This window comes from Bacteroides sp. OM08-11 (assembly GCF_003438665.1).
GTDB lineage: Bacteria > Bacteroidota > Bacteroidia > Bacteroidales > Bacteroidaceae > Bacteroides > Bacteroides cutis.
The window spans coordinates 130,927-143,995 of record NZ_QSTJ01000007.1 but is presented as its reverse complement, the minus strand read 5'-3'; the positions used below and the strand labels follow the sequence as shown (position 1 = coordinate 143,995).

Genomic DNA, 13,069 nt, shown 5'->3' with positions numbered 1-13,069 from the left:
TACTTATTTATACGGTTGGGTGCTTGGCGGTACCTCAGAGCAAGATAGGTTACGGATGGTTCCGCCTTTTTTCGTACAAAAACGACACACATGGTACACATAGGTAAACTTATTGAGGAAAAACTTCGCCAACAAGGACGTTCCGTCAGTTGGTTTGCTGGTAAGCTATATTACGACCGAACTAATGTGTATTCCATATTCAAAAGAAAAAGTATAGATACAGATCTTTTATTACGTATCAGCCACGTTCTGGACTACAATTTTTTCAATTGCTACCATCCTGAATTTAAGGAGGAAGTTCTATCAAACCCAAGCAGCAAACAGGAATAATGTAGAATAATATTCTACATTGTGTAGAAATTCCGGTTACATCAATGTTTCATTTTTTCTTTCTTTCCACGCTATCTTTGCCTAATATTTTCAATGGAACTTATAAACATTGATACAAACGTAACAGTCACTATTTGCGCAATGTATCAAATAACTTTTTTAATACTAATTAAATCCAGAAAAAAAATGAAAAAGCTTGAATTGAAATTATGGTTGTCATACATATTGATAGCCCTGTGCATTGGTTTTACAGGTTGTAGCGATGACGATGAAGGTGTCAACGGTGATGCAAAAACTCTTATTATCGGTACCTGGGAATCCACCTGGTATAAAGGATACGAAATTTATAATGGCAAAAAAGAAACATGGGACGAAGCATATACCGAAGACATTTATACATTCAAAAATGACGGGTCAGGGGTATACCAAGATATATCCGGCAGTACAATACACTCAGAAAACTTCAAATGGAGTATTTCCGGTGACAAACTAAAAATTTCTTTCGACGGTTATAGTGATGAAGCTACCATCAAAACCTTGAATGAAAGCACGGCTGTCCTCACCTCTTACGAAAAAGATGAAGAAGGTGAGTTCTATAATGAAATTACTTTCAAAAAGAAATAATAATTATCAGGAAAAAAGAGGACGTATCAAAAACTAACCGAACGTCCGGAAAAGCAACGGACTGCAAAAGACAAACACAAAGGCAACCCTATCAATCCTCGCTTTAGGATATGATAGGGCTGTTTTATTACAGATAAGGATAATCAAGTTTCAGATTTAATATCCATATTCGGTAAAATCATTTTTTTAATAAGCGTGTCCTCCTCCTTCCATTTCTTTCACATCAATCTTCTTCCTGTCAATACTGCGCCAAGCATAGAATATATAAGCAAGTACAAAAGGCACCAATATAGATACATACGCCATTACCTGCAAAGTAAATTGACTGGAACAACTGTTTGCCAGCGTCAACGAACTTTGCAAGTCGGCAGTAGAAGGATAATAGGCCGTATTATTATAGCCAGCCGTAAGCAACAGGGCAAGTACCGTAAACACGGTACCTATACCGGCAAACCAGATACCTTTATCAAATGTAGGTTTCCACAATGTACGGACAATCCCCCATAGAACAGAGACTACACCCATGAGGAAAATCAGCAAGACCAAAGGCATCTCAAGAAAATTCGTCAGATATTTGTAGGGTTCCATAAACACTTCACCTGTTACCGGATTAACAGCATATCCTTCGGCAAGCAACATACGGATAACAAAGGCAAGGAAGAATATCAGGAACAAAATCGTGTTACCCCACAAAGCACGACGGGAACGTTTCAGCAAATCATTGTCATTAATATTATTAATGAAATAAAGTGCCCCCAAGATACGGGCCAAAAAGAAAACAGCCAATCCCAGCACTACATTCCAAGGATTGAGTAATGCATCAAGCCCATGTCCGGCATTTGCCCAACGACTGATAACAGGCATCACGGTATCCGCTATATTACCTTTGTTTATATAAAACTCGGAACCGGTAAAGAACGTAGCCACAGCGCCCCCCAACAACACCGGACCTACCACGCCGTTTATTACCAGAAACACACGATATGTCGTTTTACCCAATAAGTTCCCAGCTTTTGACTGGAATTCATAGCTGACGGCCTGTAACACGAAACTGAACAGGATAATCATCCATAACCAATAGGCGCCACCGAAACTCGTACTATAAAATAATGGGAACGAAGCAAAGAATGCACCCCCAAACGTAACGAGTGTAGTAAACGTAAACTCCCACTTCCGCCCTGTTGAGTTAATCATCATTTTACGCTGTTCCTCCGTTTTTCCCAGACAGAAGATGAGTGAATTACCTCCCTGTACAAATAGCAGGAATACAAGTATAGCTCCCAACAAGGAAACTACAAACCACCAATATTGCTGAAGTAATATATATGTATTCATATTTCAAATGTGATAAAATTATAATATATAATGTGTATGATAAAGTTGAAAGCACTCTATCACTTTTCTTCCGGTCCCTTGCGGATAGCCTTCAGCATAATACCGACTTCTGCAATCAGCATAACAGTGAAAAGTACAAGGAAAATAAAGAAAGTAGTCTGCACGGAACTTACATCCAACTTAGAAATGGCAGCACTGGTAGGCAACATATCCTGTATAGCCCACGGTTGGCGTCCACACTCAGCCACCACCCAACCAGCCTGTCCGGCAAGATATCCTAAAGGAACAGTCAACATAGCCACCCAATGCATCCAGCGCATCCGCGACAAATCTTTCTTATATACAAAGAAAAGAACAACAATAAAGAAGAGAATGAAATAGCCTCCCAGTATCACCATGACGCGGAACATATAGAACGTTAACGGTACATTAGGCACCAACTCATTGATATCTTTAATATAGCCATATCCAAAATATGCCACGTTCTCATTCAAAACTTTGGCAGCCACCTGTGCATCGGCATCATTACCCGCAGCCTTTGCCGCACGATAAGCCGCGAAAGCACCAATAGCCGTTTTTCCCCTTTTTATCTTTTCCTCGGCAGAAAGGGCAATCGAACCGTCTTGCAACTTATATCCACCTTGCAACAGATTGTCTATACCCGGAACAAATGCATCCATTCTCCGTTCTGCAAGCAATGACAATAACTTGGGAATTTCCAAACGGACCAGAAATGCATCTTCTCCGTCACCGGCAGTCTTCTTTTGAGGATTGAGGATACCGAAAGCAACCAATCCAGCACCATCTTGCCCCTCATAATATCCTTCCATGGCAGCCAGCTTCATAGGTTGCTTCTGCGCTACTTGGTAGCCGGAGCCATCACCTGTCCATGCAGAAAGCACAGCGGCACACAGTCCTACCCAAGCGGCAATCTTGATGCTAGCCAAGGCAAACTTCTTATCCCGGTTCTTCCAAAGATACCAGCAACTGACGCCAACCACAAACACGGCAGCCAACACCCATCCTGATAATACACTATGGAAAAACTTATTAACAGCCATCGGTGAGGTTGCCACAGCCCAGAAGTCCACCATCTCGTTACGGGCAGTTTCCGGATTGAACTCCATTCCTACAGGATTTTGCATCCAGGCATTTGCTACCAAAATCCACCATGCAGAAATCGTAGCCCCCAATCCTGTGAACCAGGTAGATGCCAAATGGAAACGTTTACTCACCTTATCCCAGCCAAAAAACATGACCGCAATAAACGTTGCCTCCATAAAGAACGCCAAAATGCCCTCGATGGCCAGCGGAGCACCGAAAATATCTCCAACAAACCAACTGTAATTACTCCAGTTCGTACCAAATTCAAACTCCAAAATCAATCCCGTAGCCACGCCCACGGCAAAATTGATACCGAAAATTTTCATCCAAAACTTAGCGGTACGTTTCCAGAACTCGTCACCCGTACGGTAGTAAGCCGTCTCCATGATGCCCATAATTACCGCCAAACCTAAAGTGAGCGGCACAAAAATCCAATGATAGATAGCAGTCAAGGCAAATTGCGCTCTCGACCAGTCGATCAGGGAAGTGTCAATGTTTTCAAGCATGAGAGTAAAATATTAAGTATTATGTAAAAGGTATAAAAATCAGTTACCGGTAGCTCTGATAATAAGTTCACGGCTCACGTACTCTTCTTTATCAGCCCCCACAGCCACCTTATTCAAGTAATTTGGAAAGAAAATAAGGCGAAGAATAAAAAACATAATGAATAACTTGATTACGATAATCAGCCACAGGGTACGTCCCAATGTCATACTTCTGAAACCGTCTAAGTAGAATTGCCAAATACTGGTTACAAGGTTTTTCATATAAATTCGGATTTACAATCATTACAAATATAAAATTCTTTTATATAAAGAACAAATTAAAACCTAAAAAGTTATTTATCGGCACAAAAAAGTATTCTGCCGACGAAAATCCGACCTATATCTATCAGTTTTGCACTTCTACAGGTTACCGCATATATTTGTCATGTGAAACAATAGAAGATTAAGAGATATGACGAATGTAAAAAGATTGACAGTAATAGTACTCTGTATAGCAAACTATACGTGGTTGTCTGCGCAAAATATCGATACGATACAGCAAGCTACACAGAACAACATTCAGCAGGCCGACAGTAATTTGCTTGCCCAATGGGATTTGCAAAAATGCATTGATTATGCTTTACAACAGAACATCACCATCCGTAAAAACCGCCTGAATGCCGAAAGTACCGAAGTAGACGTAAAAACCGCGAAAGCTTCCCTCTTCCCCAGCCTATCAGCATCGGTAAGCCAACGTATCGTAAATCGCCCCAATAGCGAAACCAACACGATTATAAACGGTGACAACATCACGAGTAGCCAAAGCAAGACAAGCTATAACGGCACTTACGGTATCGATGCGAACTGGACACTTTACAACGGCAGTAAACGCCTGAACACACTGAAACAACAACGTTTAAACAACCGTATTGCCGAACTGAATGTAGCACAAAGCGAGAATAGCATTGAAGAAAGTATCACACAAGTCTATGTGCAGATACTTTATGCAGCCGAAGCAGTAAAAGTAAATAAGTCTACCCTGGAGGTAAGCAAAGCTGAATATGAACGTGCCCAAGCACTATTTGCAGCAGGAAGCATTGCAAAGAGTGACCTTGCACAGTTAGAGGCACAAGTCAGTACAGATAAATATCAGGTGGTAACAGCACAAGCTACCCTGCAAGATTACAAACTTCAACTAAAACAACTGCTCGAGCTGGATGGTGAAGAAGAAATGAATCTCTATATTCCTGCTTTGAACGATGAAAATGTACTCTCTCCGTTACCTGCAAAAACGGACGTATTCCACGCTGCCCTCACGATACGTCCGGAAATAGAAGCAAGCAAATTGGACGTAAAGGCTTCGGAATTGGACATCGACATTGCCCGTTCAGGATATATACCTACACTAAGTCTCAGTGCCGGTATCGGAAGTACCAATGCCAACGGCAGTGACTTTACTTTCGGTGAGCAGATTAAACAAAACTGGAATAACTCGCTGGGGCTGACTGTAAGTATTCCTATCTTCAACAATCGTCAGACCAAGAGTGCCATACAAAAAGCAAAACTTCAGAAGCAGACGAGTGAATTGTCATTGCTGGATGAGCAGAAGACTTTGTACAAAACCATCGAGGGACTTTGGCTGGATGCCAATAGTGCACAACAACGCTATGTTGCAGCCGTAGAAAAGTTAAAGAGTACCCAGACCAGCTACGACCTCATCCAAGAGCAATTCAATCTCGGCATGAAGAATACAGTGGAACTGTTGACGGAGAAGAATAACCTGCTTAATGCGCAGCAGGAAACACTGCAAGCCAAATACATGGCGATATTGAACACACAGTTGTTGAAGTTCTATCAGGGAGAGAAGATTACTCTATAATCATCAGTTTTCCGTTTCCTATAGATGGAAACGGAAGTTTCCTACCACAGAAACGAGCGTTTCTCTTAATGGAAACGACAGTTTCCACTAATGGGAACGGGCGTTTCTCCTAATGGGAACGGAAGTTTCTCTTCATGGAAACGGCCGTTACATTTAAGGGGAAAACAATCAGTAAATACAATACACTAACAATTAACAGTATATATATAATATATCATTATGAATAAAAAGAAAATTATCCTCATTGCCATAGCCATTATTGTGGCAGTCGGCGCAGGGTTCTGGCTCTTCGGAGGTGCTAAAGCCAAGCATAAAGTGATCTACGAGACAGCAACCATAAACAAAGGCGAGATATCAGAGTCAGTAACCGCCACGGGAACTATCGAACCGGTGACGGAGGTGGAAGTCGGTACTCAGGTCAGTGGTATTATCGACAAAATCTATGTAGACTATAATTCAGCGGTGACCAAAGGCCAACTGATTGCAGAGATGGACCGCGTGACCCTCCAGACCGAACTGGCTTCTCAACGTGCCACCTACAACGGTGCCAAAGCGGAATATGAATATCAAAAGAAGAATTATGAACGCAATAAAGGTTTGCACGAAAAACAGTTAATCAGTGACACAGACTACGAACAGTCTCTGTATAATTATGAAAAGGCGAAGAGCAGTTATGAAAGCAGTCAGGCTGCCGTAGCCAAAGCAGAACGAAACTTGTCGTATACCGTCATCACTTCCCCTATTGACGGAGTGGTTATCAGCCGTGATGTGGAAGAGGGACAAACGGTGGCTTCGGGCTTTGAGACACCGACTCTGTTTACCATTGCCGCGGACTTAACACAGATGCAGGTGGTGGCCGATGTGGATGAAGCTGACATAGGCGGAGTCGAAGAAGGACAACGCGCCACATTTACAGTAGATGCCTATCCGAACGATATATTTGAAGGCGTGGTAACTCAAATACGTTTGGGTGATGCCAGCAGTAGCAGTACAGCCACTTCATCAACCACGGTCGTTACATACGAAGTGGTTATCTCCGCCCATAATCCCGATTTGAAATTGAAACCCCGGCTGACGGCAAATGTAACCATCTATACTCTCGACCGTAAAGATGTGCTTTGTGTTCCGGCACGTGCCCTGCGTTTCACTCCCGAGAAACCACTCATCGGAGAAGATGATATCGTGAAAGATAGCGAAGGCGAACATAAACTCTGGACGCGAGAAGGTAATACATTTACCGCACATCCGGTAGAAATAGGTATCTCCAACGGCATCAATACTGAAATTATCAGCGGTATCAGCGAAGGTACGGTAGTAGTGACTGAAGCAACTATCGGGCGCATGCCGGGTGATACTGGAACACCGGAAGCAAATCAGGGAGCAAACGGTGAAAAGAGTCCGTTTATGCCTGGCCCTCCGGGAGGAAATAAAAAGAAAAACGGCAAATGATGAATTATCGGCATAGCACCCCTAAATTCCCATTTATAAACATCAATCATTATGAGCAAAGTAGTTATTGAACTTCAAAACATAAAACGGAACTTCCAGGTGGGTGACGAGACAGTCCACGCATTGCGTGGTGTTTCATTCACCATTACCGAAGGTGAGTTCGTCACCATCATGGGTACATCCGGTTCGGGAAAGTCTACATTGCTGAATACATTGGGTTGCCTGGATACTCCGACAAGCGGTGAGTATTTACTTGACGGCATTTCGGTACGCACCATGAGCAAGCCTCAGCGTGCCATACTCCGCAACCGCAAAATCGGTTTCGTATTTCAGAATTACAACTTACTGGCAAAGACAACAGCCGTAGAAAATGTAGAACTCCCCTTGATGTACAACTCCGCAGTATCTGCCGCCGAACGCAGGCAACGTGCCATCGAAGCCCTGCAAGCCGTGGGATTGGGTGACCGGCTGGAACATAAATCCAATCAGATGTCCGGTGGACAGATGCAGCGTGTTGCCATTGCCCGGGCATTGGTAAACAACCCGGCAGTTATTCTGGCAGATGAAGCAACCGGTAATCTGGATACACGTACCTCTTTCGAGATATTGGTACTATTCCAGAAACTGCACGCAGAAGGACGTACCATCATCTTCGTGACACACAATCCGGAAATAGCCCAGTACAGCAGCCGCAATATAGTGTTGCGCGACGGACAGGTTAAAGAAGATCACCTCAATCCGGAAATCCTGAATGCCGCCGAAGCGCTTGCCGCATTGCCTAAACAAGAAGAAGATTAAAACATTATTAATATGAATGGAACCAACCTATTTAAAATAGCCCTCCGGGCACTTGCCAACAACAAGTTACGGGCATTCCTCACCATGCTGGGCATCATCATCGGGGTAGCATCGGTCATCACCATGCTTGCCATCGGACAAGGTTCGAAGAAGAGTATCCAGGCACAAATCTCCGAAATGGGTTCGAACATGATTATGATCCATCCGGGAGCCGATATGCGTGGTGGTGTACGTCAAGACCCCAGCGCCATGCAGACCTTGAAACTTACCGATTACGAAGCTCTGCGAAATGAAACAAACTTCCTTGCCGCTGTCAGCCCCAACGTGTCTTCATCGGGACAACTTATTGCAGGCAACAACAACTATCCTTCTTCCGTGAGCGGTGTCGGCACGGACTATTTAGAAATCAGACAGTTGACGGTGGAGAACGGAGAAATGTTTACCGAATCCGATATACAGACCTCCGCCAAAGTTTGTGTCATCGGCAAGACCATACAAGATAATCTATTCCCCAACGGAGAAGATCCGGTAGGTCGCATCATCCGATTTAATCAAGTACCTTTCCGGGTAGTCGGTGTACTGAAATCGAAAGGTTACAACAGTATGGGTATGGACCAGGATGACGTAGTACTTGCGCCTTACTCTACCGTTATGAAAAGATTACTCGCCCAAACTTATCTCAGTGGTATCTTCGCTTCTGCCCTGACAGAGGATATGACGGACAATGCCACTGATGAAATCACTGAAATTCTACGACGCAATCATAAGTTGAAGGAAAGTGATGATGACGATTTTACTATCCGCAGCCAACAGGAACTCAGTTCGATGCTGAACACCACCACTGACTTGATGACCACCCTACTTGCCTGCATTGCCGGTATCTCACTGGTAGTCGGTGGTATCGGTATCATGAACATCATGTATGTATCCGTCACGGAACGTACCCGCGAAATCGGCCTGCGAATGAGTGTCGGTGCCCGTGGAGTGGATATTCTGTCACAATTCCTGATTGAAGCTATTCTTATCAGTATCACCGGCGGACTTATCGGAGTTATCATCGGCTGCGGAGCAAGTTGGATAGTCAAGAGTGTGGCCCACTGGCCCATTTATATCCAGCTATGGAGTGTATTCCTCAGTTTCGCGGTCTGTACCGTCACCGGTGTCTTTTTCGGTTGGTATCCTGCCAAGAAAGCAGCAGACTTGGATCCGATAGAAGCAATAAGATACGAATGATGATAAAGAAATGAAGAGTTCTTCATTATTTTGTTTATTTTTGCAACAGTATGAAACAAATTCTTTACTCACGGTCGCGCATCATTGAAGCCCTGATACATATCATCGGCTGGGGAATTGTTTTCGGTTTTCCATTCTTGATGATGACACGTAGCGGGTTCACAATAACTTGGGTAGAATATCTGCGGCATGGCAGCGTGGTTCCACTCTCTTTCTTTATCGTGTTTTATGTGAATTACTGTTATCTCATCCCCCACTATCTGTTTGAGGGACGCATCAACAGATATCTGTTACTGAATGTCCTGTTGATAATCTGTGTTACGGCAGGCGTGCACTTCTGGCAAGAATATGCTTTTCAGAATTTTATTAAAGGTAGCGGTAACTCAAGGAGGCATATGGGACCTCCCAAATGGATATTCATATTGCGTGATGCATTCACCATGATACTTACCGTCGGGTTGAGTGTAGCCATCCGACTGAGCGGACGATGGATACAGGTAGAAGCAGCCCGTCGTGAAGCAGAGAAAAGCCGTACTGAAGCAGAATTGAAGAACCTGCGTAATCAGCTCAACCCTCATTTCCTGCTCAACACTCTGAATAACATCTATGCCCTTATTGCCTTTGATACGGACAAGGCGCAATCTGCCGTTCAGGAATTAAGCCGATTGTTACGCCATGTCCTTTATGACAATCAACAAACTTTTGTCGCTTTGGGTAAAGAGATGGATTTTATTCGGAACTATATTGAGTTGATGCGCATACGGCTCGCTTCCAATGTCACCGTAGAGACGCATTTCGAGGTTCGTCCGGATAGTCGTACAGAGATTGCTCCACTCATCTTCATTTCTCTGATTGAGAATGCTTTTAAGCATGGTATATCTTCTACTGAACCTAGTTTCATCCGTATTCGTTTCAGTGAAAGCCACGAAGAAGTACGTTGCGAAATTATCAATAGTTATCATCCCAAAAGTGAAACGGATAAGAGTGGAAGCGGCATCGGATTGGAACAGGTGCGTAAAAGGCTTGAACTGACCTATCCGGAACGTTATGAATGGGAACATGGAGTAAGTGAGAATGGAAAAGAATATAAATCAACTTTATGTATCAGGTATTAAAACAGTATGAATTTAAGATGTGCAATCGTAGATGATGAACCTTTGGCTTTAAACCTTCTGGAAAGCTACGTTCTGAAAACTCCTTTTCTGGAACTTGCAGGCAAGTATTCTAGTGCTGTACAAGCTATGAAAGATTTACCGGACAAACATGTCGATCTTCTCTTTCTCGACATCCAGATGCCGGAGCTCAATGGTCTTGAATATTCCAAGATGGTAGATTTTCACACACGTATTGTGTTCACCACAGCTTTTGACCAGTATGCAATAGATGGATATAAAGTCAATGCCTTGGACTATCTGTTGAAGCCTATTTCATACGTTGATTTTTTACAAGCTGCCAACAAAGCTGTGCAATGGTTTGGGTTGTTGCAACAACCCAAAGAGGTAATTGAAAGTATTTTTGTGAAAAGTGACTACAAACTGGTACAAGTGGAACTTAAAAATATTCTCTATATAGAAGGTTTGAAGGATTACGTCAAAATCTACGAAGAAAATACTCCCAAACCTATTCTTTCACTTATGAGTATGAAAGCCATGGAGGAGTTGCTCCCTGCTTCCCGCTTTATGCGCGTACATCGTTCCTACATAGTACAAAAAGACAAAATACGTATTATCGACCGTGGCCGTATAGTTTTTGGGAAGAGTTACATCCCCATCAGCGATAGCTATAAACAGGTTTTTCAGGATTTCCTGGAAAAGCGTAGCTAAAATCCAGTTTACCATAGATAAATAATAAAATTTGGTCGATTTCTTACAATATCCTATTGCATATTAAAAGATGTTTTTTTACCTTTGCATCGAACAGATAGGAGTTGTGAAACTCCCCCAATAGAATAGTTTAGTTAAGTCTAGTTTAGTTTTTGTGTAAAGCACTTCCTCCGTAAGCGAACGTTGGAAGTGCTTTTACATTATGGTATATCAAGTACTTACGAAAAAGCGTATCTCCAATATTTCGCAGCAGGTTGCAAAATTTGATTGTCGGACGATTGTCGGACACCGATTTTATTACTAACAAATTGTCGCAACTTTATTAAACAAAAATATGGCAACGCTTAAACTTTGTATCGTACCTGCAAAAGTGCTTATCAACGGAAAGCACAAAGTAAGAATATCACTGGCCCATAATTCCAATACCAGGTATATTCCAACAAACTGCATTATTGACACCCTATCACAATTCAAAGAGGGGCAAGTTATCAATCATCCAGAAGCCGCTTCAATGAACATGAAACTTCGGAATCTACTTAACCATTATCAGAATGTTATCGACAACATATATGATGTGGACGTATATTCATGTTCCGAGCTCCGGGAAATAATCATTAAAAAGAAAGACTATACCAATGCCAAGTTTTCCTCTGCAATGGCATCTTATCTATCAGAACTTGCAGAGGAGAAACGAAACAAATCTGAAAAGTTGTATCGCTTGGCATGCCAATCATTCATCAAGTCACAAGGTGATTTGCTACTTTCAATGATTACCCCTCGAAACATCAAGCATTTTGAAATGGATCTTGAAGACAAGCGGCTCTCTCCTACCACTATAAAAATCTACCTTACATTGCTCAAAGTAATCATCAACTATGCCAAGAAGCATAATATGGTCAGATACGAAGTAGAGCCGTTTGAGTTCTGTAGAATGCCATCAGCCAATATCCGCGAATTAGACCTTAGCATTGATGAAATAAAGGCGATCCGAGATATGGAAATCCCTAAATACAATATCGGAGTAGTACGTGATATTTTCATGCTAAGTTATTATCTGGGTGGTATCAATCTTGTAGATATGCTTGATATTGATTTCCGAAAAGAATGGATAGAATATTACCGGCGAAAAACAAAAAACAAAAAAAGTGGTGAAAGCAAAACGGCATTCTCCGTCCAGCCGGAAGCAAGGGAAATCATAAACAAATATATGCAGAAGAATGGTAAACTTGTTTTTGGTAAGTACAAAACATTCGGGCAATGTTATTCTGTTGTATCCCGCAAAATGGAAGAACTCGCCCAAATAGCAGGGATAAGAAAGCATGTGGTTTATTATTCTGCACGTAAATCATTCGTTCAGCATGGATTCGAATTAGGTATATCCTTAGAAATTCTTGAATATTGTATCGGCCAATCAATGAAAACGAACCGCCCTATATTCAACTATTTTCGAGTGATGCGAAAACACGCTGATGATGCAATGAGGAAAATCTTCGACAGCTTAAAGTGATTGTTCCTGAACGAAAGCTATTGCTTCGGCAGTAGCTTCTTCCCTCTCCTTTTCTATATCAGAGTTTAAACGGTCTATTAACTCCATATTTCCCGTTATGGTGGTTTTCACACAATCGGGATATGTGACTGTTAGCTGATAATGACCGTAACCAATGAAAGCTTTTGTGAGCTTTGGAGAGGATAATTGAGATTTACCCATAATGCAACGGATTAAGGAGCGGAAAAAAGAACGGTTCCGCTTTCCCGTTGCGTTACATATCTACTTGCGTCGGATACAGGATGCCATTAAGCTATCTCACGGGGGTCGGAACCGTATATTAATAAGCTACTGGCAAAATCAATCACCAGTAGCCCAACGGTCAGGTTATCACCCAACGCAAATCAAAATATGTAACGCATTGCAAATATGGAAAAAATATACGAGATAGCGAAAATAATTCGTGCAATAGTTGTATAATAACCAAAAGATTATTATCTTTGTAATGTCAAATAACAAAAGT

At 42.3% G+C, this 13,069-nt stretch carries 13 protein-coding genes; 9 read left to right on the top strand and 4 right to left on the bottom strand.

What is annotated here, in order from left to right:
* The first annotated feature begins 90 nt into the window (after positions 1–90).
* Together DXC10_RS13150 and DXC10_RS13145 are read left to right on the top strand one after the other, a co-directional pair.
* On the top strand, positions 91–330 hold the full coding sequence (locus DXC10_RS13150; protein WP_180949177.1) for an XRE family transcriptional regulator: 240 nt from the start codon (positions 91–93) through the stop codon (positions 328–330).
* Between the two features lie 186 nt (positions 331–516).
* Positions 517–954: a lipocalin family protein gene (locus DXC10_RS13145; RefSeq protein ID WP_101542491.1), complete on the top strand. Its 438-nt coding sequence runs from the start codon at positions 517–519 to the stop codon at positions 952–954.
* Between the two features lie 186 nt (positions 955–1,140).
* Here DXC10_RS13145 and DXC10_RS13140 read toward each other — a convergent pair whose 3' ends face one another.
* The 3 genes from DXC10_RS13140 to DXC10_RS13130 are packed head-to-tail and all read right to left on the bottom strand — an operon-like array spanning position 1,141 to position 4,160.
* The gene (locus DXC10_RS13140) at positions 1,141–2,289 is read right to left on the bottom strand and encodes a cytochrome d ubiquinol oxidase subunit II (protein WP_101542490.1); all 1,149 of its coding nucleotides are present in this window, start codon (positions 2,287–2,289) and stop codon (positions 1,141–1,143) included.
* Positions 2,290–2,348: 59 nt separating this feature from the next.
* Entirely contained in the window at positions 2,349–3,899 is a 1,551-nt protein-coding gene (locus DXC10_RS13135; RefSeq protein ID WP_101542489.1) for a cytochrome ubiquinol oxidase subunit I, read from the bottom strand.
* A gap of 39 nt (positions 3,900–3,938) precedes the next feature.
* Positions 3,939–4,160: a DUF4492 domain-containing protein gene (locus tag DXC10_RS13130; RefSeq protein WP_101542488.1), complete on the bottom strand. Its 222-nt coding sequence runs from the start codon at positions 4,158–4,160 to the stop codon at positions 3,939–3,941.
* Positions 4,161–4,350: 190 nt separating this feature from the next.
* Between DXC10_RS13130 and DXC10_RS13125 the strand changes: the two genes are divergently transcribed.
* The 7 genes from DXC10_RS13125 (at position 4,351) to DXC10_RS13095 (ending at position 12,567) form a co-directional block, all read left to right on the top strand.
* Positions 4,351–5,757, top strand: a complete 1,407-nt coding sequence (locus tag DXC10_RS13125; RefSeq protein WP_117738047.1) for a TolC family protein — start codon at positions 4,351–4,353, stop codon at positions 5,755–5,757.
* Positions 5,758–5,976: 219 nt separating this feature from the next.
* Positions 5,977–7,206 carry an efflux RND transporter periplasmic adaptor subunit gene (locus DXC10_RS13120; RefSeq protein WP_101542486.1) on the top strand — a complete coding sequence of 410 codons (1,230 nt, stop codon included), beginning with the start codon at positions 5,977–5,979 and terminating at the stop codon, positions 7,204–7,206.
* Between the two features lie 51 nt (positions 7,207–7,257).
* The gene (locus DXC10_RS13115) at positions 7,258–8,004 is read left to right on the top strand and encodes an ABC transporter ATP-binding protein (protein WP_117738046.1); all 747 of its coding nucleotides are present in this window, start codon (positions 7,258–7,260) and stop codon (positions 8,002–8,004) included.
* Positions 8,005–8,016: 12 nt separating this feature from the next.
* Positions 8,017–9,237, top strand: a complete 1,221-nt coding sequence (locus DXC10_RS13110) for an ABC transporter permease (RefSeq protein ID WP_101542484.1) — start codon at positions 8,017–8,019, stop codon at positions 9,235–9,237.
* Positions 9,238–9,287: 50 nt separating this feature from the next.
* Positions 9,288–10,352: a sensor histidine kinase gene (locus DXC10_RS13105; protein WP_101542483.1), complete on the top strand. Its 1,065-nt coding sequence runs from the start codon at positions 9,288–9,290 to the stop codon at positions 10,350–10,352.
* Between the two features lie 6 nt (positions 10,353–10,358).
* The gene (locus tag DXC10_RS13100) at positions 10,359–11,060 is read left to right on the top strand and encodes a LytTR family DNA-binding domain-containing protein (protein ID WP_101542482.1); all 702 of its coding nucleotides are present in this window, start codon (positions 10,359–10,361) and stop codon (positions 11,058–11,060) included.
* A 334-nt stretch (positions 11,061–11,394) separates the two neighbouring features.
* Positions 11,395–12,567 (top strand): phage integrase SAM-like domain-containing protein, encoded by a 1,173-nt coding sequence (locus DXC10_RS13095; protein WP_117738045.1) that lies wholly within the window; start codon positions 11,395–11,397, stop codon positions 12,565–12,567.
* On the opposite strand, the gene DXC10_RS13090 is transcribed toward DXC10_RS13095, so the two are convergent.
* Positions 12,559–12,768 (bottom strand): hypothetical protein, encoded by a 210-nt coding sequence (locus DXC10_RS13090; protein WP_117738044.1) that lies wholly within the window; start codon positions 12,766–12,768, stop codon positions 12,559–12,561. The two genes, DXC10_RS13095 and DXC10_RS13090, sit on opposite strands and share 9 nt — an antisense overlap.
* Positions 12,769–13,069: the final 301 nt, after the last annotated feature.

Excerpts from the sequence above, each read along its gene's own strand:
- DXC10_RS13145 (WP_101542491.1), top strand. The coding sequence starts at position 517 with ATGAAAAAGCTTGAATTGAAATTATGGTTGTCATACATATTGATAGCC.
- DXC10_RS13125 (WP_117738047.1), top strand. The coding sequence starts at position 4,351 with ATGACGAATGTAAAAAGATTGACAGTAATAGTACTCTGTATAGCAAAC.
- DXC10_RS13110 (WP_101542484.1), top strand. The coding sequence starts at position 8,017 with ATGAATGGAACCAACCTATTTAAAATAGCCCTCCGGGCACTTGCCAAC.
- DXC10_RS13095 (WP_117738045.1), top strand. The coding sequence starts at position 11,395 with ATGGCAACGCTTAAACTTTGTATCGTACCTGCAAAAGTGCTTATCAAC.
- DXC10_RS13150 (WP_180949177.1), top strand. The coding sequence starts at position 91 with ATGGTACACATAGGTAAACTTATTGAGGAAAAACTTCGCCAACAAGGA.
- DXC10_RS13140 (WP_101542490.1), bottom strand. The coding sequence starts at position 2,289 with ATGAATACATATATATTACTTCAGCAATATTGGTGGTTTGTAGTTTCC.
- DXC10_RS13135 (WP_101542489.1), bottom strand. The coding sequence starts at position 3,899 with ATGCTTGAAAACATTGACACTTCCCTGATCGACTGGTCGAGAGCGCAA.
- DXC10_RS13090 (WP_117738044.1), bottom strand. The coding sequence starts at position 12,768 with ATGGGTAAATCTCAATTATCCTCTCCAAAGCTCACAAAAGCTTTCATT.
- DXC10_RS13115 (WP_117738046.1), top strand. The coding sequence starts at position 7,258 with ATGAGCAAAGTAGTTATTGAACTTCAAAACATAAAACGGAACTTCCAG.
- DXC10_RS13100 (WP_101542482.1), top strand. The coding sequence starts at position 10,359 with ATGAATTTAAGATGTGCAATCGTAGATGATGAACCTTTGGCTTTAAAC.
- DXC10_RS13105 (WP_101542483.1), top strand. The coding sequence starts at position 9,288 with ATGAAACAAATTCTTTACTCACGGTCGCGCATCATTGAAGCCCTGATA.
- DXC10_RS13130 (WP_101542488.1), bottom strand. The coding sequence starts at position 4,160 with ATGAAAAACCTTGTAACCAGTATTTGGCAATTCTACTTAGACGGTTTC.
- DXC10_RS13120 (WP_101542486.1), top strand. The coding sequence starts at position 5,977 with ATGAATAAAAAGAAAATTATCCTCATTGCCATAGCCATTATTGTGGCA.